Origin of the sequence: Pseudarthrobacter sp. PvP004, assembly GCF_017876035.1 — a bacterium.
Lineage (GTDB): Bacteria > Actinomycetota > Actinomycetes > Actinomycetales > Micrococcaceae > Arthrobacter > Arthrobacter aurescens_A.
This window is the reverse complement of record NZ_JAGINL010000002.1, coordinates 1-16,637: the sequence shown is the minus strand read 5'-3', so window position 1 is coordinate 16,637 and position 16,637 is coordinate 1. Positions and strand designations below refer to the sequence as shown.

Genomic DNA, 16,637 nt, shown 5'->3' with positions numbered 1-16,637 from the left:
GGCTGCGTTGGAGGACAGTTTGGGGCGAGGTCACTTGATCAGCTCCGGGACGTCAGTCCCGAGCCACCTGGTGTAAGACTCGTTCGCAGCATCGGTGATGTTGTAGTTGCGGATGAAGTTGTTGAGGTAGTTCAACCATTCCTGATCGCCCATCTTCACGCCGAAAGACACCAGCGAAGGGCTCAGTTGCGGCGCCTGGAGAACTTTGAACTCTTTGGCGCCGCTCCGAACGATCTCCGCAATCACGGAATTGCTTTCCATCAGCGCATCGACTTTTCCGCTGCGCATGGCCTGAATTGAGTCGGCTACGGACTCGAAGAGGCTCGCTTTGGCTTCAGGGAATTGTTTTTCGAGGATCGTGGCCGGCACACTTCCCCGGGTAGCGGCGACAGAGCGGCCCTTCAGGTCCTCGTAGGAATCAATATCGCTTCCCTCCGGCACCAGAACCAATTGGCCCTCCGATGCATAAGGACTGCTCATGGCTACTACTTGGGCCCGCTCATCCAAATTGGTCAGAGCAGCGATGATGACGTCGACCTTGCCCGTTTCCAGCATGGGGATACGGCTGGCATTTGTTGTGCTGACGAACTCGATTTCGGCTCCGAGTGACGAAGCAAGCGCCTTCGCCTTATCAATGTCGAAGCCTTCATACTGTCCCGAACTGGCCATCACTCCGTAAGGAGGTGCGTCCGAGAAGACCCCGACCTTGATCTTTTTTGATTTCAACACTTCTTGAAGCTTGCTCGGGGAACTGCCCTGGGCCGCTCCCGAGGACGTGCATCCCGAGAGGGCGAGCATCGCTGCCACGAACGAACCTAGAACTTTCACATACCTAATGCGCATCTAATTCTCCTTGACGAACGGAGCGGCTCTAGTGATGGAGGCCACAAACAGCGAGCATAGATTATTTATAAACTACAATCAAGAGCTGTTGGGGCATACCCCTCACAGGAAACGGCATGCGTAGAATCACCAGACGGGCCAAAGTGGCTAGGGCCGGCCAACCGCGAAAAGGAGACATGTGAAGGTGATCGTGGAAGGGCATGTACGTGAGAATGGCGACGCCCGCTGATCATGCCGAGACTCGACCACGGCCCTGAAGATTCGAAATCTCCGCCCGGGCTGGACAACGCCACGTGTGGTCGCAGGCCGGATCGGGCTTGCCATGGAAAACACGGCTAAGTAAGCGCCGCGCTTTCGCCAGAAGCTTCACCCACCTCCGGGAGGTAACGCCCGCGAGGACCGGCACCGTCTATGGTCAATTGCGGCATCCAGGCTCTGACGGAGCCTGGGGTTGTCAGGCAAACGCGCGCTGGCACTCTTCCAGGAGACGCCCGCTGTCGCGATCGAGCCTATCGACGCGGAAAACGGTCATCCCGGCGAGCCGCGCGGACTCTTCGCCAATACTGCTGTCTTCGATCGCCAAACAGTCACCAGGCGCCGCCCCCAATTCTGGCGGGACGCCTGCCGGATATGGTCGTCAGGACAAGGAAGACCTAGCCCCACCGCCCGCAGACCAGTGGATCTGTGAAAGCTTGGAGTGGTGTTGCGGTGAGCCCAGCCTGAATCCGGCAAAGGTAGGGCCACGTGTCCTTCGTCCGCTTTGACATCTGAGCACGGCACAGCACCACAGAGTGCCCTGCCCTACATATCCAGACTTCTCGTCGACCTGGACATGAACGAACCAAGTAGCGCTGCTCGGACAATGATGCGTGAGGGGGTTATGGAAAACGCGGATGACCTCATATTAGGGAGGAGCGCGCGTGGCGAAGTTGACCGCGTCGTGTTACGTCCCTTCGCCGCGCGTTCTCGGGCCGGAAGTCGCCACGCAATTGGTACGTGGCGCTTATGCCCACAAGGGCTTGGGCCGCCTGATTTTCCGCGAGGTTCAGGTCTTGGAGTAGATGGTTCAAGGGATGAGCAATGCCGGCATCGCGCAGAAGCTGCACCTGTCCATTGGTGTAGTCGAGAAGAACGTCGGCTCCATCTTTATGAAGTTGGATCTATCCCAAAGCCAGATCGAGCGCCGTCGCTGGCTGGCGGTCCTGCGGTTTCTCCAAAGCTGAGCTGTGGAACGGCAGCAGAATAGGACGGCTTGAAATGGAGGACCCTGCCCTTCTGCCCAGGCTTCCTTACAGACGTTGCTTGACTATGTGCTCAAGGCGTTCGCCAGCTCTGGGATACCGTGCTTGGGAAGTTCCCATCGCAGGTCAGCTTCCTCCAGCAGGAAAAGCCGCATTTCACGGATTTTTTACGGTTCTGAGTGGAGTTCAGCGTCGGGTGGTCCAAATTTTGCCCTTGTGAATGAGACCCGGAGGCCGGCACGTTCGGGAGAGCAGACGTACAGCCCGGCCTTGGTGGTTGGGCCTATTGTCATGGGGGCCACGCGCAGCATGCTCCAGGGCCTTTGGTCCTTTTTTGCCCTGATTGTGATCGCGCCATCTCGCCAGCTCGCGCGGATAGTGACTTCCTGGTCAGCCCAATCAGGGGTTGGGCTCAGAGACCAGTCAGATTGTCCACGGGTCACGACGGCGGCCCCGTGGGGGGCGCCGTCGTTGATTTCGATGCCGGCTTTTATCCACTCTGCCTCATCGTTTCGGATCATCAGTCCTGCTTGGTCGTAGAGGGTGCCAAAGGTTGTCTGGAAAGTTACTTCGAGAGAACCCTGCAGGTCGATGGGTGCAAGAAGGGCATGGCCTGAGTCACGCTTGAATCCATAGTGGGTTTCTTGCCAGAAATCACTTCCTTTGGCAGCTTCAATGTGCAGAAGCCGTCCGTCGAAGTGATTGGTGACGGGAACGGTTGTCCATTCGGCGATCTTTAGAAAATGTTGCATGGGTCCCTTCATTGAGGCAGCGGGTCGGATCTACTAGTCGGGGACGGCTGGACCTCGCTTTAGCTTCTGTCATTAGTAGAACGAAGTCATCCGGGGACTACCTGGTCTTCGATGGTGTGTCCTCTGGCAGGCGGGCGTGCGACGCTAGATGACTTCTTGCAATTCTATTTGGTTTATTTGCATCGCTTCAGGTGCAACTGGTCGTGCCCGATATTGGCATGGACAGGGGAATTGCTTGTCGCGTACCTGGGAACTTCGTATGAGATCGGTTCCTTCATCCTTGTGAACAAGTCTCCGCTCGCCCAGGCTGACAATAACCCAGACCATGTCCCCGTCAGTGGATGCTAGGTCAACTACACCGTGTTGGATTCCAAGTCCCTCTAGGGCTACTTCTACTCGGTCTCCTTTAATCACTTGGTCCCAGCGCCTAGGGGCCCTGGTCAGTCCACGACTTTGCACCGGGATCTCCTAGCTCATGACTTAGAGGGGTGTGGGCAGCTGCTGTGTTGACGATGAACTCTAAGGGGTCCCGGCTACGTCCCTTCAACCCGGCCACCGCGATACCATTTTGCCTGTTCTTTGGCAGTGCCCGCGGTCGGTCTTTCTCGTTCAGTGCTGCCAACGCCGAGTACCTGCGGCAGGAGATTGTCCCAACGATTGCGGAGTCATCTGAACATCGTTCAGATGGGGAATTATTGCGCCGGGCATTTGGATGACTTGTGCTGCAATGCGGTGGCCGGCGGCGGCGGCATGTTGAGGCGGGATGCCTCCCAGTCGTGCATTGATGTATCCGGCGTTGAATGCGTCACCCGCCCCTGTGGTGTCTACAACGTGTTGCACTGGCAGCGCGGGTTCATGAAAAATCTCATTTCCGAGACGGACGACGCAGTCGTCCCTGCCGTCCTTGACTACGATCTCGGGAACTCCCAGCCCATGGATTCGATGGGCTGTGGCCTCGGGGGACGAGTCGCCATATAGCTGGGCTTCGTCGATGTAAGTGGGAAGGGCAATGTCCGTACGCTTGAGCGTCTCTTCTATAGCGAATCGGGCTTCATCGGGGGTGGTCCAACCAGCGGACCTGTAGTTGGAGTCGAAGATAACAGAACCTCCCGCCGATCGGACCCTTTCCATAAGCGTCCATAGCCTCTGGCGTGCTCCCGGGGTCAGGATCTGTAGGGAAATCGCGGAGAGGTAGATTATGTCGTACCCGGCCAAGTGCTCGTCGAGCTCCGGGCCTTGATCTGGTCCGAAGAGACCTCGCGCGACAGAGCTTGAGCGGTAGTAGGTGAAGGTCCGCTCCCCTGCCGTGTCGGTTCGCACGAGATAAAGTCCCGCGTTCCCCGACTGCGTACGCACGATAAGGGAGGTATCTATTCCTTCCCCCTGGATTGCCGCTAGTAGTTCATCGCTGTACCAATCGCGTGCCACGCGGGTGACGTAATCGATCTGATGCAGATTTCCGGCAAGTCGGGAGAGATAGACCGCTGTGTTGAGGGTGTCGCCGGCGAAACCGAGTGTCAGTGTTCTCGGAGACTGGTGGGTTAGTTCGAGCATCGCCTCGCCGATGCTGGCAATTTTTAGGGTCACAATGATTCTCCGAAGGCTAAGAGCCGTTGAAGATTGATTTTCAGTTCGTGGCCGCTGGCCAATTCGCTGCCGATGCCCACAGCGAACGCTCCAGCTGCCAACCAATCTGGGACATCATCAATTGCAATCCCCCCGGTTGGGATGATCTTTGCATCAGGCAGGATGCTGCGGAGGGAACGCAGGTACTTTGGTCCCCCGAGATGTGCGGGGAACAGCTTGGCGACTCCCTGTGTACTAGCACTGGCTAGCTCTGCAGGGGTGAGGCCGCCCTCGATAAAGAGGACGTTGTGAGCTGCGGCCACAGCTGCCACATCCGGTGCGGGGCACGGGCTCACGAGGAAGTGGGCACCGGCCTTGAGCGCACGGAGGGCGTCATTCGCAGTGAACAGGGTGCCGACACCAACCAAGAGGTCCGGGAAGTCCCGGCGCGTACGGGATACAAGGTCGACCCAGGCGGGGGTGGTCGCTGTGAGTTCGGCAATGCCGAGACCGCATTGGGCAATCTCCTGGATTGTTTGGTAGGCCTGTGCTGGGTTGGAAGCGCGTATGACAGGCAGGACTTGAGCCGCGTTGATCAGCTGGAGGGCATGGTCAACCGAGGCCGGCGAGCCGAAGTTACTGGCGGAAGCGTGTTCTTTCGTTGACTTGAAGGTCTGGCTTTTGGACGAGCCGGGAATCATGAGTTACCTCCTGGGATATTTTCAAGATCGGAGGACATGTCTTCGAGCGACTTACTGGCCGTTTCAGGCACGAACCTGTGCACAAAGATGAACGACAGGATTGCGAATGCTGTGTAAATGCCGTAGCTCATGGGCAGGGAGACATCCCGTAGGGAGGGAAATGTGAGATTGACGATGATCCCTGCGGCCCAGTTTGCTCCTGCTGCCGCGGAAGCTGCGAGGGCGCGGATGCGGTTCGGAAACATCTCACCGATGAGAACCCAAATGACAGGCCCCCAAGATATGGCAAAGAAGATGACGAACAAGTTGACGGCCACGAGAGTAAGAGGTCCCCATGTGTTCGTAAATTGCGGTGTGCCATCAACGATGGTTGCCTGAGTGAAGCCAATGGTTGTGAGAGCAAGACTCACCGCCATGCCGGCAGAGCCGATCTTCAATAGCCGGCGGCGTCCTACCTTGTCGACGAAGAAGATGGCAACGATTGTTGCGAGCACGTTAACCACCGATGTGAAGGTGGATAGGGCGAAGGCGTCGGATTCCTCGAAGCCGACCGACTGCCAGAGGGAGGTGGAGTAGTAGAAGATGACATCGATGCCGACCAGCGCTTGGAGTGCTGCGAGTCCAATGCCGACCCAGACGATGGGTAGGAAGCCGGTGCGGCGGCTGACGAGCTCACCGAACCGAGCCCGGTCCCCGGAGCCTGTTGTTCGGGCGATGGCCGCGGTCTGGTCGACAGCTTCTGTTGCCGAGATCTTATGAAGTGAGGCAAGAAGCGTAGTTGCCTTGGCCGTTTTTCCTCGACTGACCAGGTAGCGGGGTGATTCCGGGAGAAGGAGGGCCAGCGACCCGTATACGGCTGCCGGGAGTATTCCGGCCAGAAGCATCCAGCGCCATGCCGGTAGGTTGAGCCAGCCCGTTGCGTCGGCACCTCCGAGTGCATTGGCGATGGAGGCATTAGCGAGCAGAGCTGCGAATATGCCGAGAACAATGGACATTTGCTGGAATGATGTGAGGCGTCCTCGTACTGCTGAGGGCGAAATTTCGGCGATGTAGAGGGGGCCGATGACGGAGGCTATGCCTACAGCGATCCCGCCGATGAAGCGCCATATGGCCATCTCAGTGCCGCTGGTCGCCAGCCCGCTGCCCAAGGCGGAGCCAAAGAAGAAGACAGCGGCGATGAGCATTACTCGTGGGCGTCCCCACCAGTCGGCGAGGTAGCCACAGATGCTCGCTCCCACGGCGGCACCAAATAATGCGGCGGCAACGATCATGCCGAGCAGGAAGGTGGAGATCTCGAAGACTTCCTCGATCGCGCCTACGGCTCCGTTAATGACGGCGGTGTCGAAGCCGAAGAGGAATCCGCCGGCCGACGCGGCGATGGAATAGAAAAGAACTTTGCCTGTCATGGATGCTGATGCCGATCCGGTCGACAGGGCTGTAGGGGGGTGGTGCATGATGACCTCGTTGTCCTTGATGCGTAGGGGGAGGAATTTAAAGGGTGAAGATGTCCACGCCGTGGGTGTAGAACTTCACGGCCTCGGGATCGAGCGATGCGCCGAGCCCGGGTGACTCGGGGATAGTTAGGAGTCCGTTGGTGTCCAAGGCCCAGGGGGTGGTGACGATGTCATCCACGTACGGTGACCCGTCGACATACTCAATGAGGTCCGTCTCAGGGAGGGCGGACGCAAGTTGGAGGTCAGCGGCCAGCCCCAGCGCTGTGTTCCAGCCGTGTGGAATTAGCTTGATCCCGTGGTCCTGTGCCGCCCAACCAATCCGTCGCTGTTCGCTGAGCCCTCCAACTTTCGTGACGTCTGGTTGGACGATGTCGAACGCACCGCGGTCCAACCATTGAACGAACGTCTGTCGGCGAGTAAGTACTTCGCCCCCGGAGATCGCTACAGGGGCAGCCCTCCTAAGCGCAACGAAATCTTCGAGGGCGTCTGGCGGCAGCGGCTCTTCGAACCACTCGACGTTGTAGTGTTCGAGCATGTGCGAGGTCTTCAGCGCCCACTTGTACCCGTTACTCCAGGCGCTGTCGCTGGCTCCAGCGTCGACCATCAGCAGCGCGTCAGGTCCAACAGCTTCCCTGGCTGCAGCGACGATAGCCTCGTCAAGCTGAGCGCTGACGCGACCGAAGGGACCCCAGCCGATCTTGAAGGCCGTCCACCCTCTGCTTTTCAAATTGGTAAGGTGCTCGCTCAACTTGATAGGTTCCTGCATGAGCAATGAAGCGTAGGCACGCACCTTTTCCCGGTATCGTCCACCGAGGAGTCGACCGACAGGCTGTCCGGTAGCCTGGCCGAGAATGTCCCACAACGCGGTGTCAATCCCGCTAATGGTGTGGGTGACTGATCCCCCTCGTCCCATCCAGAAGGTTGTGCGGTGCAGTCGCTCGGCGACGCGCTCCGGTTCGAGGGCATTTTCCCCAATAAGGTATGGCGTTAGGAGTTCCAGCGCCGCCTTGACGAGCGCTTCGCTGGTGAAGACGCTGCCAACGCCGATTAGTCCGTCCTCGGTGTGGACGGAAATTAGTGTGTGGACGACGTCGTCGTTGGTAAGTTCTTCCTCCCAACCACCAGCTGGGGTGGCGCCTCGCAGTCCGGCCGCTTTGATTCCGACGATTTTCATAGGTGTTCCTTTGCAGGGGGGCCTGGGGTTAGGCGTTGTTAAGGGGGTAGGCAATAGTCGACATGAGGGCATTTTCGGCTTGTCGCGAGTCCAGACGGGTGTGCTGCACGACAATGGGAGCCGAAGAACGAATGACAAGGGAGTAGTCGGTTCCGCGGGGGATTTCTTCCGGCTCCGAGAGATCGTTCAGCCGCTGGTGATGGATGCGTTCGGCTCCAATTCCCAGCCTGAAGGGACCAGCTGGATCGCGGTCCTGGAAATATGCGTAGACCTCGATGTCCGCGTGCTGCTGGCTGGCGTTGAGGATGCAGATGCTGTCATGGCTGATCATCTCTGGTGCTGGACCCGTGCTTGTGGGCGGAATCCAACCATCGCCTACGGCCCAAACGGTTGAACCGATAGCCGGTACTTCACTAGTCATGTGGTTTCTTCTTTCATGTATCGGGGATCAGGGAGGCAAGAAGCCAGTGCGTGCTAGACACTGATCGAAGCTTTAGCGAGGACCCCGCCGTCACATACGAGATGGGACCCGGTGACGTAAGAGGAATCGCTGCCAAGGAGCCATAGCGCCGCGCGTGCGGGTTCGTCCGGGGATGCCATCCGTCCGAGAGGCACCTCTTGTGCAATTTGATTCCGCATTGCGGCGCGTTGGTCTTCGGGAACAGCGGCCCACATCAGATTCGTTTCCGTGGGACCGGGAACGATGGCATTTACTCGTATGCCGTACTGTGCATAGTCCACTGCGAGGCTGCGCACCATGGCCGAGATGCCGCCCTTTGAAGCGGAATAGGCAGTCGCGCCTCCGGCCGCGAATCCCACTGACGCGGCCGGAGAGGAGCACAGCACGATCGATCCCGGACGTTGTTCCTGTACGAGCCTCCCCAGGAGCTCTCGGCAGAAGAGGTAAGAGCCCGTCAGATTGATGTCCATAACGCGGCGCCAGTCCTCGACGGAAAGTTCGTGCGCCGCCCCGCCGATGTCTATTCCGGCCGCGGTAACCAATCCATCTATGTGGACGCCCTCCTCGTGCAGTCGTCGGAAGACCTCCTTGACCTCAGTCTCGTTGCTGACGTCGCAGGTCATGGGACGGACCTGTCTCCTGCCGGACGAAAGGTCTGCTGCGATCGCCGCAATCGCGTCGGCGTCGCGGTCCACCAGAACAACCGCGCCTCCCGCAGCAACTACTTGACGTGACACCGCCTCTCCAATCCCGTTAGCGGCGCCTGTCACCAAGATGGTCTTGCTGTTCATAAGTTCTCCTCGAAGGAAACGGAATAAAACCATAATTATAGATTATTTATAATCTGTCAACGGGTATCATGGAACAAAAGAGGGAAGCGGGGAGCATGTCTACTGAATCAGCTGAGGCGGAGGTCCGGAGTGGCCGGCCACGCCCGCAGGTGTCATCGCGCCGCCATCAGGTCGTCGACTATTTGCGTCAGGACATCATGAGCGGCCTGCTGGCACCGGGGGCACAGTTGAAGCAAGATCTTATCGGCCAGGAATTTGCTGTGAGCCCAGGGCCTGTGCGCGAAGCGCTTCGTCAACTCGAAAGCGAAGGTCTTGTGGTCCATATCCCGAACCGGGGGGTGTTCGTCGGCGAGGTAACCCCCGTTGACCTTTTGGGTGTTCTTCTTCCGGTACGCCTGGCGATTGAGACCTACGCCGCGGAGCAACTGGAAGGGCGGGAGGAAACACTGACAGTGTTACAGGGCATCGTTGACCAGATGCGCCGCGCTGCGAACGCCGGTGTCCTGCAAGACGTGAACGACCTTGACTTGAAATTTCACGAGACGCTGGTGCGTTCTGCGCAGTCCACCCATGCTCTGCAGATTTGGAACAACGTTCAGCCCAGGATCAGAATGCAGATCTACAAGCTTTCCGCACGCCACAGTGCCATACATGCCATCCCCCAGGAGCACCAGGAGCTCGTTGACGTCTTTCGCTCGAACGACAGGGACCTCATCAGGGATCGGGTGGAGGATCACATCGTCGGAAGCGCCCAGAGGCTTTTGTTGATGGAAGAACAAAACGTCACGGAAGACTAGATCCGGAGCTTCCTAACTGTCGCCGCCATAACCAGCGCAGCCTAGGAAGCCCTGGGAAGGAATCTGCCCGGTAATTGGTGCGCGTGGCCGCCGTTGTCAACGACGAGCTCACCGTTGACGGCCACCCACCGTGCCGCTTGGGCGTATGTTTCCGGCATGGTGAAGGTATCGGTGGCTCGCAGGATTTCGGGATCGAAAACAGCGATATCCGCGTAGAATCCAGGACGTATGAAGCCTCTGCCCTTTATATCGAAGTGTTCAGCTACACTGACGGTCATTTTGTGGATGGCTTCTGCGAAAGTCAGCGCCTTGCGCTCGAACACGTGGTGGGACAGGTAATGCATATGCCCGTGGAAGAAGAGAGGGTGCTGTGTTTTGCCCGCGAGAGGACCGGATTTGGTGCTGGTCTAGGCATCAACGCCTAGCAGGAAGAGCGGGTGGCTGATCGCCTCGGCGAGGTGCTTTTTGGTGAAGAGCTCGCCAGTGAGCTGCACTTGGTCCATGGCAGAACCCGCCGCGCAGAGGATATCGAAGAAGACATCCCACTCGTCTTTGCCGTCAATTCCGACAACTGTAGGAAGGATAGGCCTTCGAATGGGGCTGAGCCTGGTGCCGTGCCCAGAACAATACGGTTTCGCTGGCCCTTGTTGACGGACCGCCAGTACCGATCGGAGTCCTGCCTCACAATTTTCCGCACGGCTGGATCCGCGAGTAGCCGGGCGGTCTCCCCCGGTGTGCCGGTGAGTACCCAGTCAGGAAGCAGGCCGGCGGCGAGACCGATGCCCGCGGAAATGGCGTTATACCCACCAACGCAACAAAGCGCCGCTTCATAGATTATAGATAAATTATAATCTATTTAATAGCGAATGATTAGGATGCACAAGGAGCGTTCCCTTATGAGAAACGGAGGGGTTGTGACAGGCTTCATCTTCGATTTGGACGGAACTCTGATCGATAGCGAACCGCTCTGCGAAGCAGCTTGGGCCAATACCCTTGCGTCCTTCGGTAGCCGTCTGACGACGCCGGAGGCGAGGTGGAGTGTTGGTAAGACTTCTCGAGAGTGCGCGCTTCACTTTGCTGCAACCAGGCCAGCGCTGCCTGAACCACAAGTACTGACGCGATGCTACATGGATGCCCTTTCGGCCGGCATGGCTAAGCATTTGCGAACCTTTCGTGATGCCCGCGTGACTGTCGAGTGGCTCCGCTTGCAAGGCATCCCTGTTGGGATTGCTACAAACAGTTCCAGGGCCAGAGTGAACAATTCTCTGATGTTGACCAATCCGCGCCTCCCGGAGCTACCCAGTACGGCAGCGGACGAGGTTGCTCGTCCTAAGCCGGCGCCGGATGTTTATCTGCGGACTGCCGAAAAGCTAGGAGTTCCGGCTCAATGTTGTATCGCAGTCGAGGATAGCGACGTTGGCCAACAGTCCGCAATCGCAGCAGGTATGCAGGTCATCCGAGTTGACCAATACGACAGAAACAGCGACACGCTGCTTCGACAGTGCCAGCAACTTGCCGTGCAGTGAAGTACTGGCAGCCGCGACCTACGTGGACGAAGGGCGCGCGGCCCTAAATAAATCTGCTTCACATTGGTCCGATCTTTAGCTGCGCTATGGGGGCACGATGGCGGCAAGCTTCCTCCGGGACCTCTAGCAAAACCCTCGAAGCACCGAACGCCGATTTTTCTCCGCGTTAGTTCTGCCTGGCGTCAGGCATATCGGGTGAGTGAGTCGGTGAGGCTGCCCCATCGACGATCTAGGGCGCTGGTGCGACGAATCGCCCTCGGGGGGTCTTGACGCCTCCAAGAAACGGTCACATAATGATTTAGGGACTAAATTTTCGTTCAAAATTAATTACAAACTGCATGTCTGTACCTGTGTACGTCTGGGTCGCCACGCCACCCCGCCAACCGCCGGAAAGGTTAGATGACCTTGGACCCAAGACCAGCCGCCACCGATCCGCCTCCGAACGACCCAGCAGAGGAAGCCAGATGGGACGTGCTATGGGAACCAGCTGCCCGTCGCTTCCTGCCCAGCGAGCATCTCCCCGTCACAGCCTTTACAAAACACACTTCCCTGCTGAACCAAACTGAGGCCCGTTGAGCGAGACCACAATCGACTGAACCTCCGACGCACCTGCCGATAAGCGGCCCGTGTCAGACTTCCACACTGCGTACGCATGATTTCTCATCAAAGAGTGCCCATGGGATGTGCTTTGGCTTCCATCGGACTGAAATCGGGCTCTCCGCTTCAGCCTTGACCACGTCCGGCCGCGCAGAACCGGACCCCAAATGGGCGCGCCAGCATCGTCGGAATGACACTGGCAGCCCCCCATCGACGAAGGAAAGACACCTCATGAAACCCGCCCTGCACCCTCAAGATCGCCCGATGGAACTACCACTGACAATCCCCACCGGTGGTGCCTTGCGTCCCTCTGCGCTTCGCTCCTTAATCCTCAAACGGGCATCCGTTGGCTTGAACAGGAAGCGCGAAGCGGAAAGCCCCCTCGTCGTCGCTGTCAATGGACGAAGTGCTAGTGGAAAGTCCACACTCGCCAAAGCGTTAGCTGACGAGCAGGGATGGGCTGCCGTAGCAACAGATGACGTGGCGTGGTGGCATTCGTTCTTTGGGTGGTCGGACCTCCTCATCGATGGCGTTCTGAGGCCAGCCCTGCGAGGAGAAGAAGTGTCCTACCGCCCGCCAGCCTGGGAGGAACGCAGCAGAACGGGAGCGATCCATGTTCCAAAGGGAACTGCCGTCCTTGTGATCGAAGGAGTGGGCGCTTCGCGTTTGGAGCTTATGCCCTTCATCGACTACTCAATCTGGTTGAAAACAGACCTTCCCCTCATAAACCGCCGGGAAGCGGAACGTGCCAAGCAGGGCGAAGTGACCCCTGAACTCCAGCAGGAATGGATGGCCGAAGAATTCCCGTTCCTCGACCACGACAAGCCTTGGGAACGAGCTGATCTCATTCTCACAGCCCATGCCGTCTCGCCAGCCTGCTATCAGGAACTACTGGACGAAGTCAGCCTTTAGGACCGCTGGAATCAGGGGAACTTCCGGTCCAAAGCACTGATGAACCAAAGACTCGTCACGGAATGAGTGTCACATGACTCGAAAACACGTTGTTGCGCTCTGCGGTCCCTCGTCGTGGAACTATCTCATCCTCCTTGACCATCTCCCTGAGCCGGTCGCCCACATGCAGTTCGCGCGCCGATCATGGCAGACCGTGGGCGGAACGTCGGCGGGCAAGGCTCTGCACCTTGCGGACCTTGGCGTCAGCGTGCGCTTGTGCTCCCCTCTGGGAGAGGACGATGAGGCCAGCCGGGTCCACTACGCACTTGCCACAGCAGGGGTGACCGTCGAGGAGATATGGTCCGAGCACACTGAACGCCATGTCAACCTCATGACCGACGACGGCGAACGGGTATCCCTGTACGTTTCGGTCCCGTCGACGCCGACTCCAAAGGGGCTTAGAACGGCCGAAGCCGCGGTGGCAACGGCCGATGTTGCCGTGATTGACCTCAGCGAACTCGGGGCTCTGCTGTTGGAAAGCGGCGAGGTCCAGCGAACGCCTCTCTGGGTGGACCTCCACGACTACGATGGATCTTCGACATTCCACGAGCCATTCTTACGTGCTGCCCATGCCGTTTTCATGAATGACGACCGCACGGCGGATCCTTGGGAGCTCTTGAGCAGCTGCCTCGAAAGGGGTCCTCGCCTGGCGGTGTGCACCCGCGGCGCCGACGGCGCAATCGCCATGGAGGCGGATGGGACGCGGCATGAGGTCTCCGCAATGCCCGCAGAAGTGGTGGACACCAACGGCGCGGGGGACGCGTTCATGGCAGGCTTCCTGGCATCCACCTTGCACGGCGCTGCCGTTGCTGATGCGCTCACATTGGCGGCCGCCCAGGCCCGAATTGCCATTGAGAGCATGCACATGCACCCAGTACTTGGGGGCACCTATTCACCTTGGAGCTCAATCTCTAGAGTGGTCTCCTCCGCTAATCCATAGCTCTCTCTTTATGTCGCCTGTGCGGAAAATGGAGTCGCCCAATGGAAAGACAAGCAGTCATCAAGGAGCAGCCGTGAAAGCTCGGCTCAACAGCACACCTGCCGAATTTGCCAATCGCGCCGCAGCCGAACGCTAGCTCGGGACTGTAAAGGGTGGCAATTCTCCGATAGCCCGGGACGCTTGTCTGCCAGCCATTAGAGTGTGCCGAGGGCAAAGGCGTCACCCCTGCTGGACGGCCTTAAGGACGCGTTCCGCCTCAAACCCCCGTCTATCACGGGCCTCATTCTGGCGTTCACGGCAAAGACTGCGTTGGTGGAGTCGCCCCTACTGAATTGCTATACAGGCGACGCCCTGAGCCTCAAGCACAGCGGCCCTTCGTTCACGCCCTCAATCGAACCATAGGACTATCCGTGCAACCGGAGAGGCTCCCAAAAATCATCGGGTTGACGGCAGCGTGCCGCCGTCAACCCGATGCGTTCACTAATGTGCCCTCCTCCACTGGGTGTCCCGTATCGGGAGAGGCATCTCTGTACTTTAGATGTCGCGTTTCTGGAGCAGCGCCAGGGCAAGGGCCACTGGGACCACAACCCAGGCACCCAGCACCAGGGCGGCTTGCCACGCCTCAAGTGTGTTCGGAACATGTTCGACGGCGGTTAGCGGGCCAATAGTGCTTGTGGGCAGGTACTTATTGGCTTCTTTGAAGAAACTTCCGGGGATGAGTTGGAAGGCGAGCGGTGCCACGAAGAACAGACCTACCAGGCTCATGATGCCGCCGGCCGAGTTGCGAACAATTGTTCCAAGTGACATGCCGATAGCTGCCACAACTGCTACATAGATGCTGTTGACGATCAAAAGCTTGACGGATTGCGAGCTGCTGAGGTCCAGCTTGAGATCGTAGTTGCCCAGGATGGGGAGTGCCACCAAGCCGGCGAGATAGCTGGAAATCACAGTCAGGAGAAAGGCGCTGACCATGACTACGATGAGCTTGGCCAGAAACGGCACCATGCGCTTGGGCGCGGCAGCAAAGGTGGAGCGGGCCATGCCGGTGGTGAACTCGGAGCTCATGAGCAGGACGCCCAGAGAACCAAGGATGAGCTGGGCAAAGGCGATACCGGAGGTGGGAATGCCTACAGTAAGACTCGCGCCCTGGGCAGCTAGGGCTGCTGCGGTTTCAGGGTCGGCCGAAGCCTTCTCGGCGCCTGTTCCCCACGCTGTGAGAGCTGCGAAGCCCACCATGACGAGTGCGGTGGAGGCAAGGAGGATCAGCGTGGACATCAGGGTGCGGAACTTGATGAATTCCGAGTTCAGTACCCGGTGGAATGCCGGTCCAAGGCCGACGGAGTTTCGCTCCACGGTGGCGGTGCTCATGTCTACTTCCTTCCGGCTTGGGCGGGAACCGAGGCCCCGGTGGTGACGCGCGAGTGGTATTCGACCTCGTCCTTTGTCAGTTCCATGTAAGCCTCTTCGAGGCTGGCGCGGTGTGGCGTCAACTCGTGGACCAGCACCTTGTTGTCAAGGGCTGTCCGGGCGATGCCGCGCGGATCCAGTCCGGAAACTTTGAGCAGGTCGCGCTCGTGGAATTCCACGGAAACGCCACTTCCGGCGAGCAGCTGCATGAGCCGTCCCGGCTGGTCCGTGCGGACGCTTGTCCGGGTCTCGCCGTTCCCCGAGATGATGTCGGCGATGGGTGCGTCGGCGATGATTCTGCCTCGGCCGATCACAATCAGGTGATCTGCCGTCAATGCCATCTCGCTCATGAGATGGCTGGAAAGGAAGACCGTCCGGCCTTCGGAAGCCAGATGCTTGACCAGATTACGGACCCAGAGGACACCTTCGGGGTCCAAGCCGTTGACCGGCTCATCCAGGATGATGGTCTGCGGATCACCCAGCAGCGCGGCGGCTATTCCGAGGCGCTGGCCCATTCCGAGCGAGAAGCCTTTGACCTTCTTCTTGGCGACATCACCCAGGCCAGTCATCTCGATGACTTCACGGACCCGGCTCTTGGGGATGCTGTGCGTGGCCGCCATGGCTAGAAGGTGGTTGTACGCGGTGCGGCTCGTGTGGACAGCCTTGGCGTCCAGGAGGGCACCGATCTCGCGGAGCGGTGCCTTGTGCTGGGCGAACGGTTCGCCGTTCACGGTCACAGAGCCCGCTGTGGGAGCGTCCAGTCCCATGATCATGCGCATGGTGGTTGACTTGCCGGCACCGTTCGGGCCAAGGAAGCCCGTCACCCGACCAGCTTGGACGGTGAAACTGACGCCGCCGACGGCGGTCTTCTCGCCGTAGGCCTTTGTCAGGCCTTTTGCTTCGATCATGAATGAGTGTTCCCTTCTTGGAGCACAGGGGTGTGCCAAATGAAATCCTTGACTGCACCAACCACGCTAGCCACGAAAAGAACGTGAACCATCGGGCTTGGGGATGAACCTCATACAGCCCTCTAGTACCCCGGGATGATGCCAAAAGGCCTTGGACCAATCCCACGGGATGGGGTTGACCGAATCTACGCTAATTCTTTGTTAGGCCTGCACATTTCAGATATTTCGGATGAGAAAATGGATGCTGGGAAAGCCCTTCTATATATCCATCCGATGGAAGGGGAATACATTGAAGCTCCATTTTTCTCAATTTTTTCTCGGAGTGCTCAGGCGCAGGACTTTCGTGACCACGATGTCGGTTCTCTGCAACAGCCGGCTGCGCGGCTTCCGGCCCGAACCCATTGCCGATCGTCGAAAGGCCTAATACCGCATGAATGCCAGCAAGGACGACCGATTCAGGAACAATCCGGTTGGGGATTTACTGAGGCGCGCCCCCGTTACGGTGGCGCTCAGCGGATTCTTGTTGTTT

General features: G+C 58.6%; 17 protein-coding genes. 6 read left to right on the top strand and 11 right to left on the bottom strand.

Going from position 1 to position 16,637, the window contains the following annotated elements; genetic code table 11:
- Nucleotides 1-30: 30 nt before the first annotated feature.
- Entirely contained in the window at nt 31-843 is an 813-nt protein-coding gene (locus J3A64_RS22785; RefSeq protein ID WP_210066302.1) for a transporter substrate-binding domain-containing protein, read from the bottom strand.
- Between the two features lie 920 nt (nt 844-1,763).
- On the opposite strand from J3A64_RS22785, the gene J3A64_RS22780 reads away from it, so the two are divergent.
- Together J3A64_RS22780 and J3A64_RS22775 are read left to right on the top strand one after the other, a co-directional pair.
- Nucleotides 1,764-1,904, top strand: coding sequence for a hypothetical protein (locus J3A64_RS22780; protein ID WP_210066300.1), 141 nt, complete (start codon nt 1,764-1,766; stop codon nt 1,902-1,904).
- 12 nt (nt 1,905-1,916) lie between these two features.
- The gene (locus tag J3A64_RS22775; protein ID WP_210066298.1) at nt 1,917-2,066 is read left to right on the top strand and encodes a hypothetical protein; all 150 of its coding nucleotides are present in this window, start codon (nt 1,917-1,919) and stop codon (nt 2,064-2,066) included.
- Nucleotides 2,067-2,251: 185 nt separating this feature from the next.
- Here the strand turns inward: J3A64_RS22775 and J3A64_RS22770 are convergent, their stop codons facing one another.
- The 7 genes from J3A64_RS22770 to J3A64_RS22740 form a co-directional block, all read right to left on the bottom strand.
- A complete protein-coding gene (locus J3A64_RS22770) occupies nt 2,252-2,836 on the bottom strand; it encodes a DUF1349 domain-containing protein (protein WP_210066296.1) in 585 nt (194 codons plus the stop codon).
- A gap of 609 nt (nt 2,837-3,445) precedes the next feature.
- Entirely contained in the window at nt 3,446-4,423 is a 978-nt protein-coding gene (locus tag J3A64_RS22765; RefSeq protein WP_210066294.1) for a sugar kinase, read from the bottom strand.
- The gene (locus J3A64_RS22760) at nt 4,420-5,103 is read right to left on the bottom strand and encodes a bifunctional 4-hydroxy-2-oxoglutarate aldolase/2-dehydro-3-deoxy-phosphogluconate aldolase (protein ID WP_017197860.1); all 684 of its coding nucleotides are present in this window, start codon (nt 5,101-5,103) and stop codon (nt 4,420-4,422) included. The genes J3A64_RS22765 and J3A64_RS22760 overlap by 4 nt, the downstream gene beginning before the upstream one ends.
- Entirely contained in the window at nt 5,100-6,557 is a 1,458-nt protein-coding gene (locus J3A64_RS22755; RefSeq protein ID WP_017197861.1) for a sugar porter family MFS transporter, read from the bottom strand. Before J3A64_RS22755 ends, J3A64_RS22760 begins: the two co-directional genes overlap by 4 nt.
- Nucleotides 6,558-6,594: 37 nt before the next feature.
- Nucleotides 6,595-7,731 (bottom strand): mandelate racemase/muconate lactonizing enzyme family protein, encoded by a 1,137-nt coding sequence (locus J3A64_RS22750; RefSeq protein WP_017197862.1) that lies wholly within the window; start codon nt 7,729-7,731, stop codon nt 6,595-6,597.
- A 28-nt stretch (nt 7,732-7,759) separates the two neighbouring features.
- Entirely contained in the window at nt 7,760-8,152 is a 393-nt protein-coding gene (locus tag J3A64_RS22745; protein WP_020372794.1) for a sensory rhodopsin transducer, read from the bottom strand.
- A 53-nt stretch (nt 8,153-8,205) separates the two neighbouring features.
- Nucleotides 8,206-8,982: an SDR family NAD(P)-dependent oxidoreductase gene (locus J3A64_RS22740; protein WP_017197864.1), complete on the bottom strand. Its 777-nt coding sequence runs from the start codon at nt 8,980-8,982 to the stop codon at nt 8,206-8,208.
- Nucleotides 8,983-9,050: 68 nt separating this feature from the next.
- Between J3A64_RS22740 and J3A64_RS22735 the strand changes: the two genes are divergently transcribed.
- Nucleotides 9,051-9,779, top strand: coding sequence for a GntR family transcriptional regulator (locus tag J3A64_RS22735; protein ID WP_210066291.1), 729 nt, complete (start codon nt 9,051-9,053; stop codon nt 9,777-9,779).
- Between the two features lie 41 nt (nt 9,780-9,820).
- Here J3A64_RS22735 and J3A64_RS22730 read toward each other — a convergent pair whose 3' ends face one another.
- Complete coding sequence (locus J3A64_RS22730; protein WP_210066289.1) at nt 9,821-10,123, bottom strand: amidohydrolase family protein; 303 nt, start codon at nt 10,121-10,123, stop codon at nt 9,821-9,823.
- Between the two features lie 522 nt (nt 10,124-10,645).
- Between J3A64_RS22730 and J3A64_RS24160 the strand changes: the two genes are divergently transcribed.
- The 3 genes from J3A64_RS24160 to J3A64_RS22715 all read left to right on the top strand — a co-directional run bounded on the left by J3A64_RS24160 (nt 10,646) and on the right by J3A64_RS22715 (nt 13,793).
- On the top strand, nt 10,646-11,305 hold the full coding sequence (locus J3A64_RS24160; protein WP_083848011.1) for an HAD family phosphatase: 660 nt from the start codon (nt 10,646-10,648) through the stop codon (nt 11,303-11,305).
- Between the two features lie 861 nt (nt 11,306-12,166).
- Entirely contained in the window at nt 12,167-12,814 is a 648-nt protein-coding gene (locus tag J3A64_RS22720; RefSeq protein ID WP_202801617.1) for a uridine kinase, read from the top strand.
- 73 nt (nt 12,815-12,887) lie between these two features.
- Entirely contained in the window at nt 12,888-13,793 is a 906-nt protein-coding gene (locus J3A64_RS22715; protein ID WP_210066287.1) for a carbohydrate kinase family protein, read from the top strand.
- A gap of 534 nt (nt 13,794-14,327) precedes the next feature.
- On the opposite strand, the gene J3A64_RS22710 is transcribed toward J3A64_RS22715, so the two are convergent.
- Together J3A64_RS22710 and J3A64_RS22705 are read right to left on the bottom strand one after the other, a co-directional pair.
- Entirely contained in the window at nt 14,328-15,161 is an 834-nt protein-coding gene (locus tag J3A64_RS22710; RefSeq protein WP_017197870.1) for an ABC transporter permease, read from the bottom strand.
- Between the two features lie 2 nt (nt 15,162-15,163).
- Nucleotides 15,164-16,108, bottom strand: a complete 945-nt coding sequence (locus J3A64_RS22705) for an ABC transporter ATP-binding protein (protein WP_017197871.1) — start codon at nt 16,106-16,108, stop codon at nt 15,164-15,166.
- Nucleotides 16,109-16,637 lie beyond the last annotated feature (529 nt).